Source organism: Martelella alba (assembly GCF_006516955.1).
Classification (GTDB): Bacteria; Pseudomonadota; Alphaproteobacteria; order Rhizobiales; family Rhizobiaceae; genus Martelella; species Martelella alba.
Genome location: NZ_VHLG01000001.1, coordinates 184,231 through 202,772 on the forward strand (window position 1 = coordinate 184,231; position 18,542 = coordinate 202,772).

An 18,542-nucleotide genomic window follows, 5' to 3' on the forward strand; every position below is an offset into this window, starting at 1 on the left:
GGCTTGCTTTTCGACGACGCTTGCTGCCAGAAGCGGCAAATGAAAAGGACCGGGCGTTCACCGCCCGATCCCTGTAAAGTTGCCGCAATGGCGGTCAGGATCAGTTGCGAGCCTTGTCGACCAGGGCGCCCTTCTTGATCCACGGCATCATGCCGCGCAGTTTTTCACCGACTTCTTCGATCTGATGCGCGTCATTATTGCGGCGGATACCCTTGAAGCGGGCGGCACCCGAATGCCATTCCTGCATCCATTCGGAGGTGAACTTGCCAGTCTGAATGTCCTTCAGAACGCGCTTCATCTCGGCCTTGGTTTCCTCCGTGATGATGCGCGGACCGGTGACATATTCGCCCCACTCAGCCGTGTTGGAGATCGAGTAATTCATGTTGGCGATGCCGCCTTCATAAATCAGGTCGACAATCAGCTTCACTTCGTGCAGGCATTCGAAATAGGCCATTTCCGGCGCATAACCGCCCTCGACCAGGGTTTCGAAGCCGGCGCGGATCAGCTCGACCAGACCGCCGCACAGAACAGCCTGCTCACCGAACAGGTCGGTTTCGCATTCTTCCTTGAATGTGGTTTCGATGATGCCGGCGCGACCGCCGCCAACGCCGGAGGCGTAGGAGAGCGCGACGTCAAGCGCATTGCCCGAAGCATCCTGATGAACGGCTACGAGGCAGGGAACGCCGCCGCCGCGCTGATATTCGCCGCGAACCGTGTGGCCGGGGCCCTTCGGTGCGATCATGATGACATCCACAGAAGCCTTCGGCTCGATCAGGCCGAAATGAACATTCAGGCCATGGGCGAAGGCAATAGCAGCGCCGTCACGGATATAAGGCGCGATTTCGTCCTTGTAGATGGCGCCCTGAAGCTCGTCCGGCGTTGCCATCATCATCAGATCGGCCCAGGCCGCAGCCTCGGCAACGGTCTTGACTTCAAAGCCATCGGCTTCCGCCTTTTTGGCAGTGGCCGAGCCGGGTCGCAGCGCGATGGCGACATTCTTGGCGCCGCTGTCCTTCAGGTTCAGCGCATGGGCGCGGCCCTGCGAGCCGTAGCCGATGATGGCGACCTTGCGGCCATTGACGAGATTGATATCAGCGTCCTGATCGTAATAGACACGCATGTTTTTTCCTTCCCTTGCCTGTCGTTATTTCCAAAACCGCGAAAAGCGGTCATTCCGTTGCAAAAAGCGCCCAGAAGCGGTCTACCGCCTTGCTGGCACGCTCGGCAAAATCCTTCGGCTCCAACCGGTCGCCAAGCAGCATGCGCACATGCCAGTCACCGACAATCAGGCCGTAAAAGACGCGATAGGCGTCATCACCGTCATCAAAGACCAGAAGCCCCGAACGGCGGCCGTCCTCCAGAAGCGCGCGTGCCCGCTGGTCAATCTGAGCACGCCCGCGTGACAAAAGCATGGGGCCGAGCTTCACGCCATCCCGCCCTGCCCGGCCAATCGCCAGCCGGTTCAGCGCAAGTGAGACATCGCCAGCCAGAACCGCAAGCAGGTCAACCGCGAATGCACGCAGATGATCCTTCAGTTCAGTTGCCGACAGCCGGTGGCCGGCGCTTTCGAAAGTGCGGACCTTGCTGGCCTGATAGGCAATCATTGCTGAAAGCAGACCTTCGCGATCCCCGAACCATTTATAGAGGCTTTCCTTGGAGCAACTGGCAGCACGCGCAATTCCCGCTGTCGTCACCGCCTTTTCGCCGCCCTCGACAAGCAGATGCAACGCCTGCTCCAGCACGGCCTGCTGGCGCGGGGTGAAACGCAGTTCTGCGTGGCGATCTTCAATCAAGGCATGCTCTCCGCAATTGGTACTGTACGGTACGGTACCGATCTTTTGCAGCAAAACCTGTCGGAGGTCAAGACGGAAATCGTGATCAGAGGAATGGCAAGAGTTTAAGCCGCGAAGGCGCAAATCACCTTGATTTGATGCCGATGGGGAAATTGAGAACACTGCGTAAACGTCAAATCACTTGAAAAATGACAGGTGAAAGCCCAGATATTGATCAACCGATTAATTAACGGATGATTCGTTTAGGTGTCATCATGAAAAACACAATGAAAAAGGTCGCCATGCTGGCGGCCGTTTTGCCGCTTCTGGCTTCCCCTGCTCTTGCGCTACAGCCGGTTCAACTCAATCTGGAGGACCAGCTTCCTGGCGTGAGCGCGCCGGAAGACGCTGTTGTCGGCTCGGTCGTGCATCAGAACGGCCAGGACCGCAACGGCAAGTCCTACACTGATATCTATATGGTCGCCCCTGATGGCAATCTCCACCATGTGGGCCGGTTTGCCGGAAGCAAATGATAGACGTGTTTCAGTGCGACTGAAACTTGACGACCGAAACTAAACAGATGGCCGGGCATGACCCGGCCATTTCTGACTGCTGGCAAACTCTATCCCCTCTCTAAAATCATGCCTGTGCTTGGTCCACAGGCATCCAGCCGACGCGCGTCCGCGCGGCGAAAGGACTGGTCTATTCAATGCCTTATGAATCTGGATCCCCGTGACAAGCACGGGGATGACGACGGAGGGGGGGATTATCTCCTCAGAACAGAGAAGCTGAATGACTTTGTCAACAGTCTGATGGCCGGGTACAATCCCGGCCATTTTTCGTATTCCGGCGACTTGCTGCCACTACGTCGCGAATCCCCGCATGCGGTTTCACTTTCCTCTACGGAAACAGACTTTATCTCATTCGTGATTTCGAATGGCGGAATGTTGCGCCCGTTGCCATTGGCTTGCGTTGCCGAATTGAGCGGAGCAAGTTTGCAGGTGCCGTATTACGGGTTCGTTCTGACGCCAGTATTTCTTTCCTGTTCTCTAACGTGATTATATTGGCGAATTTCAATCTATACAGGTATTTCCGGACTTCAATATATGAAACGGGATCTCCTGATTGATGACTTTCAGATCGCGGCTGACGCTGGTTTTCAAAAATAGCTTGCACCTGTTCACGGCAAACATGGCGAGCGCGGTCCGACTGTTATGGCCTTTTGCCGTGCTTGGTGTGCTGCAATATGAATTTCTTGCCATTGTGACGGCGGACAATGCCCTTGCCAACGCCATCGCGAACCGCCTGCAGATTTCCCTGATGGTATTCAAGATCCTCTCCGTCGCCTATCTTCTGCTTGCAGCTTCCGTTGCTGTTGCCTGGTATCGCTGCCTGCTGCAAGCGAAAGCACCCGGCTGGTTTGCGCATCGTTTTGGTCTGCGTGAATTTCTCGTCTGGCTGCCTTTGTTTGGCGTCTATTCTATTCATCGCGCATTCGCTTTTGCGTGCATCAGCGCTGGAAACCATCTCGATATCGAAACCGCGACCGGCCCATATGGCTATGTCTTTTCGGTGCTGGCTTTGCTTGTCTACATGCTGCTTGCGCCGCTCGGCCTGCGGCTGGCGCTCATTCTGCCGGCCATCGCAACGGATCGAAAAATTGCCTATCTGCTCAATATGCGGCCGAAGGATTTCTATGTCTGGTATTGTCAATTCGGGCGCGGTTTCGGCCTGCCAATGGCAATCACCGGGCTGGGCGTCGTTGCCCTTTATAAGATTTCAATACCGCTGTTCCTTGCGCTTGGAAGCCTGGCTTTCTGGCTGGCCGGCAGTGTGGGCCTTGGTGACGTCTCGCAAGCACCAAACCCACAGTTAACCGTGTTGGTCTACGCGAGCTTTGTGGTGATAAAAGCCTGGCTGTTTCTCGGCTTCATGACCGTCATCTACGCAGCATACCGGATCGTTCTGGCTCAGATCACCACGGGAAAAGTGAACACCCGCAGGCAATCTGCAGGCTGAGATGCCCGCGCGGAAGCGAGGCGGCATGTTTCTTGCCGGTCCCGCTCAAGCCGCAATCACTTCTTGCGCATGGCTGCGGCCAGTGCCGCGCCGAAGGCGCCCTGCCCGCTTTCCTCCTGGCGGCGTCCGCCTTGGCCATTATTGCGATTGCGGTTGCCACCATCCGGCCGGGATGCGCGCATCCCTGAAGCGGCGGCATCATCATTCTTCTTCATCGACAGGCTGATGCGCTTTCGTTTCACATCCACATCAAGCACCCGAACCTTGACCACATCTCCGGCCTTGACCACCTCATGCGGATCCTTGACGAAGCGGTCGGCCAGCGCCGAGACATGCACCAGCCCGTCCTGATGCACGCCGATATCGACGAAGGCGCCGAAAGCGGCGACATTGGTCACCGTGCCTTCCAGCATCATGCCGGGCTTCAGGTCGGAGATTTCGTCAATGCCTTCGGCAAAGCTGGCGGTCTTGAATTCCGGGCGCGGATCGCGTCCGGGCTTTTCCAGCTCAACCAGAATATCGCGCACCGTCGGCAAGCCGAAACGCTCATCGACAAACTGGCGCGGGTCAAGGCCCTTCAGCGTGGCACTGTCGCCCATCAGCTGACGCAGATCGCGGCCGCAGGCGGCGATGATTTTTTTGGCGACACCATAGGCTTCCGGGTGAACAGACGAGGCATCCAGCGGCTCGGCGCCATCGCGAATCCGAAGAAAGCCGGCACATTGTTCAAAGGCGCGCGGCCCAAGTCGCGAGACCTTCAGCAGTTCCTTGCGGCTCCTGAACGCACCATTGACATCGCGGTGTACCACGATCGACTCTGCAAGCGAGGCGCCCAGGCCGGACACCCGCGCCAGAAGCGGTGCTGACGCGGTGTTGAGATCGACCCCGACACCGTTCACCGCATCCTCAACCACGGCGTCGAGCGAACGCGACAGCTTCATCTGGTCGACATCATGCTGATACTGGCCAACGCCGATGGATTTCGGTTCGATCTTCACCAGTTCGGCCAGCGGATCCTGCAGCCGCCGGGCAATGGAAACCGCGCCACGCAGTGACACATCGAGCTCGGGGAATTCCTTCGCCGCCGTCTCGGACGCCGAATAGACCGAAGCCCCTGCCTCCGAGACGATGACCTTCATCGGCTTCGGATCAGGGATTTCACGCATCAGATCCATCACCAGCTTTTCGGTTTCACGGCTGGCCGTGCCGTTTCCAATGGCAATAAGGTCGACCTTGTGCCGGGCGATCAGCGCCTTCAGCACGGCTCTCGCACCTGTGACATCATTCTTCGGCTGGAATGGATAAATCGTTGCGGTATCCAGCAGCTTCCCGGTTCCATCGACACAGGCAACCTTCACGCCGGTACGGATACCCGGATCAAGGCCAAGCGTCACGCGTGATCCGGCAGGAGCCGCCAGAAGCAAATCCTTCAGATTGCGGGCAAAGACCTGGATCGCCTCATCTTCGGCGCGCTCGCGCATTTCCCGCATCAGATCAAGTGACAGCGAGGTCGACAGCTTCACCCGCCAGGACCAGCCGGCAACGCCCATCAGCCATTCATCGGCAAGGCCGCGGCTGGCGATATCATAATGCCGCGCGATCATCTTCTGCGCCGGCTTGACCGGTGACAGGTCATCGCGATCCGCTTCAATCGCAATCGTCAGCACTTCCTCATTCCAGCCGCGCAGCATGGCAAGGATACGGTGCCCCGCTGCCGTGGCGAAGCGCTCTGAATGGGCGAAATAGTCGGAAAATTTCGCGCCGGCCTCCTCCTTGCCGGTTACGACGGTGGCGTAGACAAACGCATTGTCGCGCATATATCGCCGCAAGGCACCAATGAGGGCGGCGTCTTCGGAAAACTGCTCTGCCAGGATATCGCGCGCACCATCCAGTGCGGCCCGGCTGTCGGCGACGTTTTCACTGACATAGGCCTTGGCCAACACTTCCGGATCAGCCGTCCGGTCGGCAAAAATGGCGTCAGCCAGTGGCTGCAGACCGTTTTCACGCGCAATCTGGGCCCGGGTGCGGCGCTTCGGCTTGTAGGGAAGATAAAGATCCTCCAGCTCTGCCTTGGTGGCAACCGTTTCAATGCGCCGCATTAGCTCATCGGTCATCTTGCCCTGGCCGGTGATGGATTCAACGATGGTCTGCCGCCGCGCCTGCAATTCGCGCAGATAGGTCAGCCGCTCGGCCAGAAGTCGCAGCTGTCCGTCATCGAGCCCGCCGGTCACTTCCTTGCGATAGCGCGCGATGAAAGGAACGGTCGCGCCTTCATCGAGAAGCGTGATTGCGGCGGCGGCCTGTTCGGGCCGGGCTTTCACTTCCGCTGCGATGATATGTGCGAGATCGTTGTTTTGAGCGGGCATTGCGGCCATCCCTCTTCCTGAATTTCCCGGCAAAGCCGGAATCATGCGCCATAAATGACGAGATTTAGCCGCAGGACCAGACGAAACAATGGCCATCTAGGCCGAAAAAAGTGCCGATCCACAATATTGCCACCATGACGCCCCGCTTTGGCGCTTGACCTTTGCGCTGGCTCTGCTTACCCCAACGGCCGAGACGGACCACTGGAGACGCATCACGATGAATGTCCTTCTGATCGGCTCGGGCGGGCGCGAGCACGCGCTGGCCTGGAAACTGGCGCAGTCCCCGCGGCTTGAGACGCTTTACGCCGCGCCCGGTAATCCCGGCATTGCCCGCCACGCGACCTGCGTCGCGCTGGATGTTGAAGATCACGCCGCCATCATTGCTTTCTGCCGCGAGCATGCCATCGATCTGGTTGTTGTCGGCCCCGAGGCGCCACTGGTCGCCGGTCTCGCCGACGACCTGAAAGCGGAGAATATCGCCGTCTTCGGCCCAAGCCGGGCGGCGGCACAGCTGGAAGGATCGAAGGGCTTCACCAAGGATCTCTGCGCCCGCTTCAACATCCCGACCGGCGCCTATCGTCGTTTCACCGATGCACAAGCCGCACGGATCTACCTGGAGGAGATCGGCGCGCCGATCGTGGTCAAGGCCGACGGCCTTGCCGCCGGCAAGGGCGTTACGGTTGCCAAGACCAAAAAGGAAGCGCTTGACGCCATTGATGACTGCTTCGCAGGCACGTTCGGCGCTGCCGGAGCGGAAGTGGTGATTGAGGAATTTCTGATCGGCGAAGAAGCCAGCTTCTTCTGCCTTTCCGATGGCAAACACGCGCTCGCACTCGCGACCGCTCAGGATCACAAGGCCGTCGGCGATGGTGATCTCGGCCCCAATACCGGCGGCATGGGGGCCTATTCGCCAGCACCGGTGATGAGCGAGGCGATGATCGAACGGACGATGAAGGAGATCATCGAGCCGACGATCGCCGGCATGGCCGAACTCGGCCATCCCTTTTCAGGCGTTCTTTATGCCGGCCTGATGATCACCGACACCGGTCCACAGCTTATCGAATACAATGCCCGTTTCGGCGATCCGGAATGCCAGGTGTTGATGATGCGGCTGAAAAGCGATCTGCTGGACCTGCTGGAAGCATCCAGCAATGGCACGCTGGACAAAGTGTCAGCCGAATGGGCAAATGATACGGCGCTGACCGTCGTCATGGCCACCAACGGCTATCCTGGATCGTACAAGAAGGGCAGCGTCATCGCTTCCCTGCCCGACGATACCGCAACGGGCCGCACTTTCCATGCAGGTACGGCGTTCAGGGATGGCAGCCTGGTTGCCAATGGCGGACGCGTTCTGAACGTCACGGCACTCGGCCACAATGTTACCGAAGCGCAGACGGCTGCCTATGAGATGATCGAGGATATCGACTGGAAAGATGGTTTCTGCCGTCGCGACATCGGCTGGCGCGCCGTTGCCCGCGAACAAGGCGAGCCCGGCTGATTTGGTTCAGCCGATCACTGAATCCCAGAAATCGCCTGGCGCCAAACGTCAGGCGATTTCATTTTCAGGACTGTTGTCAAATGCCTCACGGGCCGCCCTCACCGCTTCATGGTGGTGGCCCGCCCAATCCATAAGCGCCGATAGTGGTTCAAGATAGGACCAGCCGAGCGCGGTCAGAGCATAGTCGACCCGCGGCGGCTTTGTCGGATAAACGCTGCGGCTGAGATAGCCGTCGCGTTCAAGATCCTTCAGCGTTTTGGTCAGCATACGCTGCGAAATATCGGGAACGAAACGGCGCAATTGTGAAAACCGCATCGGCCCTTCGCTGAGAGCAACGATCAGCAAGGAACTCCATTTGCTCGAAACCGGCGCGAGAACATCGCGCATCGGACAGTTCTCCAGCGCGCCGCTATTGATCGAGGCGGTCAGCCGCTGACGAATGGTTGGCGTTGAATCGGTCATGGATCTGATGCTGGTTCCCTTGCTGTGACTGCCTTACAAAATAGTGCCTTCTTTACAAAAAAGCCATAGTCTCTATTTGAATAGTGATCTCAAAAAGAGACCAGCAATCGGAAATAAACCGGTTGTCGTCAAAACAAGGGAAGAATTCAGATGAGCGACACGAAACTCCTCGTCACTGGTGCATCCGGCAAACTCGGCCGGGAAGTGCTGGACCAGCTGCTTGCGTCAGGCGTGACGCCTGCCAACATCATTGCGACGACCCGCGACCCATCCAAGCTCGGCGATTACGCCGCACGCGGCATTACCATCCGCGCAGCCGACTTTGACAAGCCAGAAACCCTTCATGCTGCCTTTGAAGGCGCTGACCGACTGGCCATCATTTCCACCGACACGCTTGGCCCCGATGCCCACCGCATCATCCAGCACGGCAATGCCGTCGCCGCTGCCAAAGCCGCCGGCGTTTCCCATATCATCTACACGTCCATGCCAGGGCCTGAAACGTCAAAAATCAGCTTTGCGCATGAGCACCTGGGATCGGAAAAGGCGGTCAAGGATAGCGGCCTTGCTTATACGATCCTGCGGAATGCCTGGTATCAGGAAAATCTGCTGATGAGCCTGCCCAATGCCTTTGCCAGTGGCGCATGGGTCAGCGCTGCGGGCGATGGCAAACAGAACCTTGTTGCCCATGAAGACTGCGCCGCAGCGCTTGCTGCTGCCCTCGCTGCAGACACCACGGAGAGCGCCACCTACACGCTGACCGGGCCGGAAGCACTGACGATCCCCGACATTGCCAACCTTGCATCCGAAATTGTCGGCAAACCGCTCGCCGTTCAGCCGGTGTCCACCGAAGCTTTGGCCGAGGGTCTCGGCAAGTCCGGCCTGCCCGCCTTTATTGTTGATCTGCTGGTCTCGACCGACGCTAATATCGCCGCCGGTGGCTTTGATATCAGGACAGATGATTTCGAGACACTGACTGGCCGCAAACCAAAGAGCCTGAAGGCCTTCTTTGAAAGCAACAAGGCCGCGTTCTGAACGCGGCCCCGAAACAGAAGAAACAGACGGGCCGGTTCAGACCGGCTCGCCACAGGCACGGCGGAACCGCAACACACTTTCACGCATGCCAAATTCCAGTGCGTCCGCGGTCAATCCATGCCCAATCGACACCTCGGCCAGATGCGGGATCTGGCGTGCCAGAAGCGGCAGGTTGGCAACGGTCAGATCGTGCCCGGCATTGACGCCCAGCCCGAGTTCATGCGCCATGATCGCCGTCTGCCCCAGTTCAAGGGCGATTTCCTTTTTCTTTGCAGGGTCATCATAGCAGGCACCGTATGGTCCTGTGTAAAGCTCGATCCGATCGGCGCCCGTGGAGGCAGCCGCGCGCAATTCTGCCATCGAGGCATTGCCATCGGCGAACAGCGAAACACGGGCGCCCTTCTTCTTCAGCTTTTCGACCACGCGGCACAGCGTGTCACGCGATTCAACAAAGCGCCAGCCATGATCCGAGGTTGCCTGGGCCGGATCATCTGGCACCAGCGTGACCTGATCGGGCGCATTGGCGCAGCACAGACCGATAAAATGATCGGTCGGATAACCCTCAATATTGAATTCGGCTCTGCTTTCAAATTCGTGCGTCAATTTGCGCAGAACAGGCAGATCGGTAAAGCGGATATGGCGCTGGTCCGGGCGCGGGTGAACGGTAAGGCCGTGCGCACCGGATTGGAGGGCGATGAGGCCGAGTCCGGCAACGCTCGGCCAGGGAAGATTCCGGCGGTTGCGAAGCTGGGCGATAGCATTGAGATTGACCGATAATTTAGCAGGCACGCGGGCCTCCGACGTTCATGAAATTCCGTGATTTGGCGCGCACACCATTAGGGGAAAGGTAGGCAAGCACCAATCGTTTTTTTTGATGACGGTATCACCCACCATGCGTTTGTCATTATTCAGCGCCGCCTTTTTTGATCGAAAAAGCCGTCCTGAAACGGGTCATCTGTCACCATAGACAAACATAGGCGGCAATTCGCAATTTGGAAGACTGCTGGAAAATACAAACATCTATAGCTGTCAATATTGAATGATTGCAGGAAACATTCAGTTATCAATCAGTAAACTACGGTAACATCTTACCAAGTATTCACGAGACATCGGTCGCAAACGCAGATAATTTGCGGACGAAACGCTCTTCTCACGGAACACCGAGATGCCTAAAATATTTTCGCGCTATGCCACCCCCTTTATCACCGGTCTTTTCCTTGTATCGGCCATTTCAGGCGTTGCGCTGTTCTTCAACGTCCAGATGGGCCTGTTTCACAACATGCATGTCTGGCTCAGCATGGTGCTGCTGATTCCCTTTATGCTGCATATCTGGAAAAACTGGCGCCCCTTCAGCAATTATTTCAAACACTGGCCGATGGCACTGGCGCTGATCGTGTCGCTGGCCGGCGGGCTTTATTATGCCTATGGCAGCGTGGCCGCCTCAAATGGCGGGAGTGAAGGCGGTGGACGTCCTGAATTTGCGCTGCTTGGCAAGATCCAGACAGCCCCGGTCAGCGATGTCGCACCCCTGCTTGATCTGTCGGACGACGATGTGACACGTGGCCTTCAGACTGCAGGCTTTATTGTTGCCGGTCCCGATGATACGATTGCGTCAATCGCAAAGAATTCGTCCAGATCGCCGACCGAGGTTTATGGCGCATTGCTGAAAATCGGGAACTGATGGCGACGGACTGGCCGCTCAGCGCACGATCGTCAGCGTTTCCGCAGCACGGGTGACGGCGGTGTAAAGCCAGCGTTCGCTCATATCGCGGAAGGCCCAGCTTTCATCGAATAGCACGACATTGTTCCACTGCGAGCCCTGCGCCTTGTGTACCGTCAGCGCATAGCCGTAATCAAAATCGTCGTAGCGCTTCTTCGTCGACCAGGGAATTTCCGTCTCACTGTCCTCAAAAGCTGCTTTCAGCAGCTTGATACGGGCTGCACCGCGGTCGATATCATCGTCGTCAGGCTTGACCAGCAGGTTCATGCCCGGCTTCACCGTTTCTCGCGATGATGACATCACCTGCCAGAGCGAGCCATTCAGCAAGCCCTTGGCCGGATCATTCCTGAGACAAACCAGCTTGTCACCGGCCTGCGGATGGATCTGGGTGAAGCCTTTCAACTCACGCAGACGCTGATTATAGCGCCGGCGCGTGCGATTGGTGCCAACCAGCACCTGATCAGCGTCCAGCACCAGATCCTGCGTCACCTCGCGACGCGAGATCACCCGCGCCGTGCCGAAATCACCATAGTTCAGCTCCTCGCCGTTACGCACGCGCATGGCGAGATCGATAATTGGATTGTCCCGGGCTTGGCGGTGAATTTCCGTGAGCAGGAAATCGGGCTCCTGTTCGGTGAAATAGCCGCCGCCTGAGACCGGCGGCAACTGGCCCGGATCGCCAAGCACCAGAACCGGCGTGCCAAAACTCATCAGATCCTGACCAAGCTTCTCGTCCACCATCGAGCATTCGTCGATGACAATGAGGGCCGCCTTGGCGAGCGGGCTCTGCCGGTTGATCGAAAACATCGGTGAAACCGAGGTCTTGCCGGTCTCCTCATTCTCGATCATTTCCTCACCCTTGGGGCGATAGATCAGCGAATGAATGGTGCGTGCATTGCTGGCGCCGCGTGCGCGCAGAACCTGCGCCGCTTTTCCGGTGAAGGCGGCAAACAGTACCTCGCCATCAACATGTTCGGCGAAATACCGCGCAAGCGTGGTCTTGCCCGTTCCGGCATAGCCGAACAGACGGAAGATCGGTTTGCGCCCCTCTTTGAGCCATGTCGAAACGGCCTTGAGCGCTTCATCCTGTTGCGGTGAAAACTCCATGGCGCGAATTGGCCGGATTCGGGCCAAAAAGGCAAGCCTCCATAGCCTGGCTTTAAAAGATTGCGCGCCGCCTGGCGATCAGCGCAACATCGGCCAGAGACTGGCGACAAGCAGGATAGCCATGGCGATATTGAAGATCTTCAGACGTGTCGGATGGGCGAGCCACTGGCTCAATGCCGAACCAAAGCCAGCCCACACAGACACGGAAAACAGTGAGACGAAACCAAAAAAGCCCGCAACCATGGCAACGCTGGAAACATAAGCGGACGGGCTCGTATAGAGTGCCATCGCCGTCATGCCCATGATCCAGGCTTTGGGATTGACCCATTGAAAGGCGGCAGCCTGCAAGAAGGTCAGAGGCCTGCCGTCGATGTCGGCTCTCCCTTCGCCCATGCTGCGCGTCGTCGCAATTTTCCAGGCAATCCAGACAAGATAGGCTCCACCGGCGAATTTCGTCGCCACAAAGAGCGCCGGAAAAGCCGTCAACAGCGCTCCGAGACCTGCACCGACGCAGGCAAGAAGAAATGCAAATCCGGCGGCGATGCCGCAAATATGCGGCAACGATCGAACATAGCCGAAATTCACACCCGATGCGAAGACCATCATATTGTTCGGCCCAGGCGACAGCGAGGCTGCGATCGCAAATCCAGACAAGGCTAAGAATGTTTCCAGCGGCATATCGGTCTCCAAAGGGGCGCAAAAAAACTATGCCTGACCTTCGTCGACCTCAACATGCTTGTGATGCGCTGCGCTTGTTATTTCAGCATCGGCCAGAGGCTGAGCATCAGTAACGTCGCCATCGACAGGTTGAAACCGCGCAGATAGCGCGGGCGCTGCAGATATTGGCGCAGTGCCGTACCGAAACCGGTCCACACAGACAGGCTGATGGTCGACATGGCCGCAAAGGACAGAACGACGAGGACGGCCATCACCGCATAGGGACCCTCACTTGTAAATGCAGCCATGGCTGCCAGCGCCGAAACCCAGCCCTTCGGGTTTACCCATTGAAAGGCCGCCGCCTGGGTAAATGTCATCGGCGAGCCGGTGGCGTCCGTTGCGGCAATCGTCCGCCGTGTCGCCAGCCGCCAGGCCAGATAGATGAGATAGGCGCCACCGACGATTTTCAGGGCATTGAGCAGCGGTGGAAAGGATGTAATCAGGATACCAAGCCCGGCGCCGACAGCGGTCTGCAGCACCATCGAACCGAAAATTACGCCGCTCATATGGGGCAAACTGCGTCTGAAACCGAAATTGGCACCGGATGCCAGCAGCATCATATTATTCGGCCCTGGCGTGATCACGGCAGCAAAGGCAAAGCCGATCAGCGCCAGAATGAGACTCAGTGCCATGGAAAGACCTCGGTAACTGCGGCCAGGCGGGCCGGATTAAACTATTGGTCTTTCGTAGTAAGCAAGCGGTTTGAAAGCTGACAACCGCCAAGTCCGCATAGCTGCCTTACGCATTTTGCGTGCAGTGCAGCATGCGCATAACGCGGCGCTGTGGCGCTACCAGAACAGCCAGAGCGGAACCTGAGTTGCGACAAGAAGAAGGACGGGCGCGGTGCGCGCCAGCTTGGAACAATGCGCCCTGTTGCAGACGGCCTGCATCTGCCGCCCCATCAGCAACCAGGCGAGGCTGGCGATCAGACGGACGGCAGCACAGATGGCGATGGCCACTGGAAACCACAATAAAAACCGGGCCTCATTGGTATAGAGCAGAAACAGCGCCAGCGCCGTGAACCATTGCCGCGGACTGATCCATTGCAGCATCAGCGTTTCGGAAAAATAGCGCCCCTCTGTGACGAAAAGCACGCGATCAGCCGGCAGCGACCGCCAGAGCGAGATGGCCATGAAGATGAAAATCAGCAGACCGACGCCGCGCAAAAAGAGATTCAAGTGCGGCATTGCAAACATAACCGCACCGGTCAGACAGGCTGCCCAAATCTGCAAGCTTATCTGCCCGAACACAAGCCCTGAGATGGAGGGCATAATTGCGCGTCTCCGGCCTTTTTCAGCCAGAGACATCACATAAAGATTATCAGGCCCCGGCGGCAGATAGGCCGCCAGAGCCAGCCCTATCAGGGCCAGAAGTATTTCCTGCGTCATCTCCCCTCCCTGGAAAAGGACGCTGCATCAATATTCACATTCCCTGCGAGCCGCGATTCATCGAAGCGGGTCCGGTTCTGCAGATCTCAACCAGTCCAAGCGGCCGCAAGACCGCGATGAACTGATCCACTTTCGACACCTTGCCCGTCAGTTCGAACATGAAGTGCTCTACTGTAGCATCAACGACCTTGGCATTGAAAGCGTCCGCTAGTCTAAGAGCCTCGGCGCGCTGCTCGCCTCGACCGGCGATCTTGATCAGCGCGACCTCGCGTTCAACCGGTCCGTCCTGGCCGAGTTCACGGGCCCGCACGGACAGGTCGACGACCTTGTGCACGGGAACAAGACGGTCGAGCTGCGCCTTGATCTGCTCCAGGACTTCCGGCGTTCCCTTGGTGACAATGGTGATGCGCGACAGATGTGCCTCATGCTCGGTTTCCGAAACGGTGAGGCTTTCGATGTTGTAGCCGCGACCGGAGAAGAGACCGATAACCCGGGCAAGAACACCCGGCTCGTTGGCAACGAGGATGGAAAGCGTGTGGCGCTCGGCGATCGTGTGTTGCCGGCTGATGAAATAGGCCGAACCGGTCGGCTGTAGCTTGGCGTTCATTGTCTTACCCTTTCATCAAACCAGCTGGCGGCCCTTGGCGTCGATGGCCGTGGCAACGGCCTCGTCGCTGGCTTCATCCGGCAACAGCATTTCATTATGCGCCTTGCCCGACGGGATCATCGGGAAGCAATTGGCAAGATTGGCGACACGGCAATCGAAAATCACCGGCTTCGGGCTTTCGATCATGCGGATGATCGCCTCGTCGAGATCGGCGGGATCGTCGCAATAGATCCCCTCGCCGCCATAGGCTTCCGCCAGCTTGACGAAGTCCGGCATTGCCTCGGTATAGGAATGCGACAGCCGGTTGCCATGCAGAAGCTGCTGCCACTGGCGCACCATGCCCATATACTGATTGTTCAGGATGAAGATCTTGACCGGCGCATTGTGCTGAACGGCGGCCGACATTTCCTGAATGCACATCTGGATCGACGCGTCGCCGGCAATATCGATCACGAGGCTTTCGGGATGGGCGATTTGAACGCCGAGCGCTGCCGGCAGGCCATAGCCCATCGTGCCGAGGCCGCCAGAAGTCATCCAGTGGTTGGGCTCTTCAAAATCGATGAACTGCGCCGCCCACATCTGATGCTGGCCGACTTCCGTTGTGATATAGAAGTCCCGGCCCTGCATATGCGCATTCAGCCGCTCCAGCGCATATTGCGGCATGATGACATCCTTGCTCGGCGTATAGGCAAAACAGTTGCGCGCGCGCCAGCGTTCGATATCACTCCACCAGTTCTTTAGTGACGGCAGCGCCGGCTCCTTGGGCAGCGCCCGCCACAGACGAACCATCTCCTCCAGAACATGGGCGACATCGCCGAGGATCGGAATATCAACGCGGATGTTCTTGTTGATCGAGGACGGGTCAATATCGATATGGATCTTCTTCGAATTGGGTGCGAACGCGTCAACCCGGCCGGTAATGCGGTCGTCAAACCGCGCACCGATACAGACCATCACATCGCATTCATGCATGGCCAGATTAGCCTGATAGGAACCATGCATGCCCAGCATGCCGAGCCAGTTCTTGCCCGATGCTGGATAGGACCCCAGTCCCATCAGCGTCGAGGTGATCGGAAAATCGGTGATCTCGACCAGTTCGCGCAGAAGGCGAACCGCATCAGGACCGGAATTGATGACGCCGCCGCCCGTGTAGAGAACCGGGTGTTTGGCATTGGCCATCAGTTCAACGGCTGCCTGAATGGCTGCGGCATCGCCGGAAACACGCGGCTGGTAACTTTCACGGATCGGGTGGTCGGCAAGCGGCGTATAGCGCCCCGTTGCGAACTGCACATCCTTCGGGATATCAACAACGACCGGGCCAGGCCGTCCGGTTCTGGCAATGCGGAACGCCTCATGAATGACACTTGCCAGCTCGTTCACATCCTTGACCAGCCAGTTATATTTGGTGCAGGGGCGTGTGATGCCAACCGTATCGCATTCCTGAAAGGCATCAGAGCCGATCAGCGAGGTTGGAACCTGGCCGGAGAGGCAGACAATCGGGATCGAATCCATCAGCGCATCCTGCAGCGGCGTTACCGCATTGGTCGCGCCTGGACCGGAGGTGACCAGCATGACGCCGACCTTGCCGGTGGAGCGGGCATAGCCTTCGGCCGCATGGCCGGCGCCCTGTTCATGACGCACGAGCACGTGCTGGATATCGTCCTGCTGGAAGATTTCGTCATAGATCGGAAGCACAGCGCCACCCGGATATCCGAAGATGTGCTCTACCCCGTTCTCTTTCAGCGCCTGGAGGACGATCTCCGCGCCCGTCATCATGTTTTCCTTAGCAGTCATCGCTTCATTTCCGTCTCGATGGTCCGTTGAATGGATGTTTCCGGTTGTTTTCGGGCATAAAAAAAGCCCCCTTGAGGGAGCCGTTTGTCGCGCATGGGAGGCTACTGCCGAACGGTTACACCGTCCTGCCCATGCGCGATCCCACCACAATAAGAAGTGCCTTGATAATCATGAAAGCCTGATACCCTCTAAACGCTGCCCCGTCAACAATGCCTGCAAGAAAAATAGCCAAATGCGCCCTGGCGTGAAATATTATTAAGCAAATGTCAGTTTGCCGCCCCGGATAGCGGATCGAAACGTGCCCAATCCGTGCCCATCTGGTTGCGAAACCAGGTCATCTGACGCTTGGCATATTGCCGGGTTGCCGCACTGGCCTTCTCAATGACCTCTTCACGGGTCATCTTCCCGTCCAGCATGGCGGCAATTTCGCGCACGCCGATTGCTTTCATCAGCGGTTGCGTCGGGGCGAGGTCGAGCGCCATCAGCGCCCTCACCTCCTCGACGGCGCCCTGATCAAGCATGGCCTCGAAACGGCTGTTGATACGCTGATGCAGTGCGGCGCGCTCTGGCAGAACGACAATCTTCTGCGCCTGTGCCGCATCGACAAGCGGAACTGAATTTTCCGCCTGAAACGCCGCAATGGAGCGGCCGGTGCTTTCAAGAACCTCCAGCGCCCGCACGATCCGCTGCGCATCGCCAGGCCCGAGCTTTGCCGCCACAGCCGGATCTCTTGCCTCAAGCTCGGCATGCAGCGCGCTGGCTCCGCCTGCCTGCTGCAGGCCGCGATAATGGGCGCGCACCGCCGGATCGATCGCTGGCATAACCGCGATGCCTTCCGTCAGCGCCTTGAAATAGAGCCCCGTCCCACCGACGAAGACCGGTTTTTTCCCATCCAGTTGCTTCATCACTTCGAAGACATCATCCAGCCAGCGGCCGGTGGAATAATCAGCTGGGGCCGGAACATGGCCATAAAGTTTATGAGGCCGGACGGCGCGGTCAGCGGCTGGCGGCCGGGCCGTCAGCACATCCAGCGTGTCGTAAACCTGCATGCTGTCGGCATTAATGATGACACCATCAACACGCGCTGCAATATCGAGCGCAAGGGCAGACTTGCCGCCCGCCGTCGGTCCCGTTATCAGATAGGCATCAAAACTGTCGTTTAAGGAAATATCCATGGCTCTCGTTGCCACGCTCATCACCAATCCGTCAAACCCGATTTTGAGCGTAGCGCTGGTGAAAGCAGCGGCGGCTGCCTCTGGTGCGGAAAAGACCGCCTGGCTTGCCGAAGGCGTTGCGGCCGATCTCTTCTTCTCCGCCAGCCCGGATCGCTCTGCCATTGAACGGGTGCTTGCGGGCGCAGCGGTTGATATCGTCATTCAACAGGATGAAACCCGCCGCAAGAAGGCACTGCTTGCCGATATGGATTCGACCATGATCGGTCAGGAATGCATTGATGAACTGGCGGCCGAAGTCGGGCTGAAGGAAAAGGTCGCAGCGATCACTGCGCGCGCCATGAATGGCGAGATTGAATTCGAGCCGGCCGTGCGCGAACGCGTCGGCCTCTTGAAGGGCCTGCCGATCTCGATCGTTGACGAGATTATTGCCAAACGTATCACCCTGACGCCGGGCGGGCGCGAACTGATCGCGACCATGAAAGCCAATGGCGGCTACAGCGCGCTCGTGTCTGGCGGCTTCACCGTCTTCACCAGCCGCATCGGTGCCATGATCGGCTTCGACGAAAACCGCGCCAATATTCTCAACGAGCAGGATGGTTTGCTGACCGGTACGGTCGCCGAGCCAATTCTTGGCAAACAGGCCAAGGTTGAAGCGCTTTATGATGTCGCGAAAAAGCGTGGTATCGGCCTGGAGGACGTCATGGTCGTCGGCGACGGTGCCAATGATCTCGGCATGATCCAGCTAGCCGGCGCCGGGGTCGCGCTGCATGCCAAGCCCACCGTTGCCGCGCAGGCCGAAATGCGCGTCGATCACGGTGACCTGACCGCGCTTCTATATATTCAGGGCTACCGGCGGGACGATTTCGCCGCCGTTTGAGGGTGAAA

18 protein-coding genes are annotated in these 18,542 nt (G+C 58.1%); 6 read left to right on the forward strand and 12 right to left on the reverse strand.

Going from position 1 to position 18,542, the window contains the following annotated elements:
- Positions 1-100: 100 nt before the first annotated feature.
- Together ilvC and FJU08_RS00865 are read right to left on the reverse strand one after the other, a co-directional pair.
- Positions 101-1,120: a ketol-acid reductoisomerase gene (ilvC, locus tag FJU08_RS00860; protein ID WP_141147083.1), complete on the reverse strand. Its 1,020-nt coding sequence runs from the start codon at positions 1,118-1,120 to the stop codon at positions 101-103.
- A gap of 49 nt (positions 1,121-1,169) precedes the next feature.
- Positions 1,170-1,793 (reverse strand): TetR/AcrR family transcriptional regulator, encoded by a 624-nt coding sequence (locus tag FJU08_RS00865; RefSeq protein WP_141147084.1) that lies wholly within the window; start codon positions 1,791-1,793, stop codon positions 1,170-1,172.
- 254 nt (positions 1,794-2,047) lie between these two features.
- On the opposite strand from FJU08_RS00865, the gene FJU08_RS00870 reads away from it, so the two are divergent.
- Complete coding sequence (locus tag FJU08_RS00870; protein ID WP_141147085.1) at positions 2,048-2,305, forward strand: hypothetical protein; 258 nt, start codon at positions 2,048-2,050, stop codon at positions 2,303-2,305.
- A gap of 595 nt (positions 2,306-2,900) precedes the next feature.
- Complete coding sequence (locus FJU08_RS00875) at positions 2,901-3,791, forward strand: hypothetical protein (RefSeq protein ID WP_141147086.1); 891 nt, start codon at positions 2,901-2,903, stop codon at positions 3,789-3,791.
- Between the two features lie 56 nt (positions 3,792-3,847).
- Here the strand turns inward: FJU08_RS00875 and FJU08_RS00880 are convergent, their stop codons facing one another.
- A complete protein-coding gene (locus FJU08_RS00880) occupies positions 3,848-6,157 on the reverse strand; it encodes a Tex family protein (protein ID WP_141147087.1) in 2,310 nt (769 codons plus the stop codon).
- A 217-nt stretch (positions 6,158-6,374) separates the two neighbouring features.
- Between FJU08_RS00880 and purD the strand changes: the two genes are divergently transcribed.
- A complete protein-coding gene (gene purD, locus FJU08_RS00885) occupies positions 6,375-7,655 on the forward strand; it encodes a phosphoribosylamine--glycine ligase (RefSeq protein ID WP_141147088.1) in 1,281 nt (426 codons plus the stop codon).
- 48 nt (positions 7,656-7,703) lie between these two features.
- On the opposite strand, the gene FJU08_RS00890 is transcribed toward purD, so the two are convergent.
- On the reverse strand, positions 7,704-8,117 hold the full coding sequence (locus FJU08_RS00890; protein ID WP_141147089.1) for a winged helix-turn-helix transcriptional regulator: 414 nt from the start codon (positions 8,115-8,117) through the stop codon (positions 7,704-7,706).
- A 150-nt stretch (positions 8,118-8,267) separates the two neighbouring features.
- Between FJU08_RS00890 and FJU08_RS00895 the strand changes: the two genes are divergently transcribed.
- Positions 8,268-9,149, forward strand: coding sequence for an SDR family oxidoreductase (locus tag FJU08_RS00895; RefSeq protein ID WP_141147090.1), 882 nt, complete (start codon positions 8,268-8,270; stop codon positions 9,147-9,149).
- A 36-nt stretch (positions 9,150-9,185) separates the two neighbouring features.
- Here the strand turns inward: FJU08_RS00895 and FJU08_RS00900 are convergent, their stop codons facing one another.
- On the reverse strand, positions 9,186-9,938 hold the full coding sequence (locus FJU08_RS00900; protein ID WP_141147091.1) for a pyridoxine 5'-phosphate synthase: 753 nt from the start codon (positions 9,936-9,938) through the stop codon (positions 9,186-9,188).
- A gap of 376 nt (positions 9,939-10,314) precedes the next feature.
- Here FJU08_RS00900 and FJU08_RS00905 point away from each other — a divergent pair, with 376 nt between their 5' ends.
- Complete coding sequence (locus FJU08_RS00905) at positions 10,315-10,830, forward strand: DUF4405 domain-containing protein (RefSeq protein ID WP_141147092.1); 516 nt, start codon at positions 10,315-10,317, stop codon at positions 10,828-10,830.
- A gap of 18 nt (positions 10,831-10,848) precedes the next feature.
- Here FJU08_RS00905 and FJU08_RS00910 read toward each other — a convergent pair whose 3' ends face one another.
- The 7 genes from FJU08_RS00910 to miaA all read right to left on the reverse strand — a co-directional run bounded on the left by FJU08_RS00910 (position 10,849) and on the right by miaA (position 17,657).
- Complete coding sequence (locus FJU08_RS00910) at positions 10,849-11,976, reverse strand: ATP-dependent DNA helicase (protein WP_141147093.1); 1,128 nt, start codon at positions 11,974-11,976, stop codon at positions 10,849-10,851.
- Between the two features lie 78 nt (positions 11,977-12,054).
- Positions 12,055-12,654 (reverse strand): LysE family translocator, encoded by a 600-nt coding sequence (locus FJU08_RS00915; RefSeq protein ID WP_141147094.1) that lies wholly within the window; start codon positions 12,652-12,654, stop codon positions 12,055-12,057.
- A gap of 77 nt (positions 12,655-12,731) precedes the next feature.
- Positions 12,732-13,325, reverse strand: coding sequence for a LysE family translocator (locus FJU08_RS00920; protein WP_141147095.1), 594 nt, complete (start codon positions 13,323-13,325; stop codon positions 12,732-12,734).
- A 156-nt stretch (positions 13,326-13,481) separates the two neighbouring features.
- Complete coding sequence (locus tag FJU08_RS00925) at positions 13,482-14,081, reverse strand: hypothetical protein (RefSeq protein WP_141147096.1); 600 nt, start codon at positions 14,079-14,081, stop codon at positions 13,482-13,484.
- Positions 14,082-14,115: 34 nt separating this feature from the next.
- Positions 14,116-14,688, reverse strand: coding sequence for an acetolactate synthase small subunit (gene ilvN / locus FJU08_RS00930; RefSeq protein WP_141147097.1), 573 nt, complete (start codon positions 14,686-14,688; stop codon positions 14,116-14,118).
- 15 nt (positions 14,689-14,703) lie between these two features.
- Positions 14,704-16,482 (reverse strand): acetolactate synthase 3 large subunit, encoded by a 1,779-nt coding sequence (locus FJU08_RS00935; protein ID WP_141147098.1) that lies wholly within the window; start codon positions 16,480-16,482, stop codon positions 14,704-14,706.
- A gap of 266 nt (positions 16,483-16,748) precedes the next feature.
- A complete protein-coding gene (miaA, locus tag FJU08_RS00940) occupies positions 16,749-17,657 on the reverse strand; it encodes a tRNA (adenosine(37)-N6)-dimethylallyltransferase MiaA (protein WP_141147099.1) in 909 nt (302 codons plus the stop codon).
- Here miaA and serB point away from each other — a divergent pair.
- A complete protein-coding gene (gene serB, locus FJU08_RS00945) occupies positions 17,656-18,534 on the forward strand; it encodes a phosphoserine phosphatase SerB (protein WP_141147100.1) in 879 nt (292 codons plus the stop codon). The two genes, miaA and serB, sit on opposite strands and share 2 nt — an antisense overlap.
- Positions 18,535-18,542: the final 8 nt, after the last annotated feature.

Bases quoted from the DNA above. Each gene is read 5' to 3' on its own strand.
- ilvC (WP_141147083.1), bottom strand. From the start codon at position 1,120: ATGCGTGTCTATTACGATCAGGACGCTGATATCAATCTCGTCAATGGC.
- FJU08_RS00870 (WP_141147085.1), top strand. From the start codon at position 2,048: ATGAAAAACACAATGAAAAAGGTCGCCATGCTGGCGGCCGTTTTGCCG.
- FJU08_RS00875 (WP_141147086.1), top strand. From the start codon at position 2,901: ATGACTTTCAGATCGCGGCTGACGCTGGTTTTCAAAAATAGCTTGCAC.
- FJU08_RS00880 (WP_141147087.1), bottom strand. From the start codon at position 6,157: ATGCCCGCTCAAAACAACGATCTCGCACATATCATCGCAGCGGAAGTG.
- purD (WP_141147088.1), top strand. From the start codon at position 6,375: ATGAATGTCCTTCTGATCGGCTCGGGCGGGCGCGAGCACGCGCTGGCC.
- FJU08_RS00890 (WP_141147089.1), bottom strand. From the start codon at position 8,117: ATGACCGATTCAACGCCAACCATTCGTCAGCGGCTGACCGCCTCGATC.
- FJU08_RS00895 (WP_141147090.1), top strand. From the start codon at position 8,268: ATGAGCGACACGAAACTCCTCGTCACTGGTGCATCCGGCAAACTCGGC.
- FJU08_RS00905 (WP_141147092.1), top strand. From the start codon at position 10,315: ATGCCTAAAATATTTTCGCGCTATGCCACCCCCTTTATCACCGGTCTT.
- FJU08_RS00910 (WP_141147093.1), bottom strand. From the start codon at position 11,976: ATGGAGTTTTCACCGCAACAGGATGAAGCGCTCAAGGCCGTTTCGACA.
- FJU08_RS00915 (WP_141147094.1), bottom strand. From the start codon at position 12,654: ATGCCGCTGGAAACATTCTTAGCCTTGTCTGGATTTGCGATCGCAGCC.
- FJU08_RS00920 (WP_141147095.1), bottom strand. From the start codon at position 13,325: ATGGCACTGAGTCTCATTCTGGCGCTGATCGGCTTTGCCTTTGCTGCC.
- FJU08_RS00925 (WP_141147096.1), bottom strand. From the start codon at position 14,081: ATGACGCAGGAAATACTTCTGGCCCTGATAGGGCTGGCTCTGGCGGCC.
- ilvN (WP_141147097.1), bottom strand. From the start codon at position 14,688: ATGAACGCCAAGCTACAGCCGACCGGTTCGGCCTATTTCATCAGCCGG.
- FJU08_RS00935 (WP_141147098.1), bottom strand. From the start codon at position 16,482: ATGACTGCTAAGGAAAACATGATGACGGGCGCGGAGATCGTCCTCCAG.
- serB (WP_141147100.1), top strand. From the start codon at position 17,656: ATGGCTCTCGTTGCCACGCTCATCACCAATCCGTCAAACCCGATTTTG.
- miaA (WP_141147099.1), bottom strand. From the start codon at position 17,657: ATGGATATTTCCTTAAACGACAGTTTTGATGCCTATCTGATAACGGGA.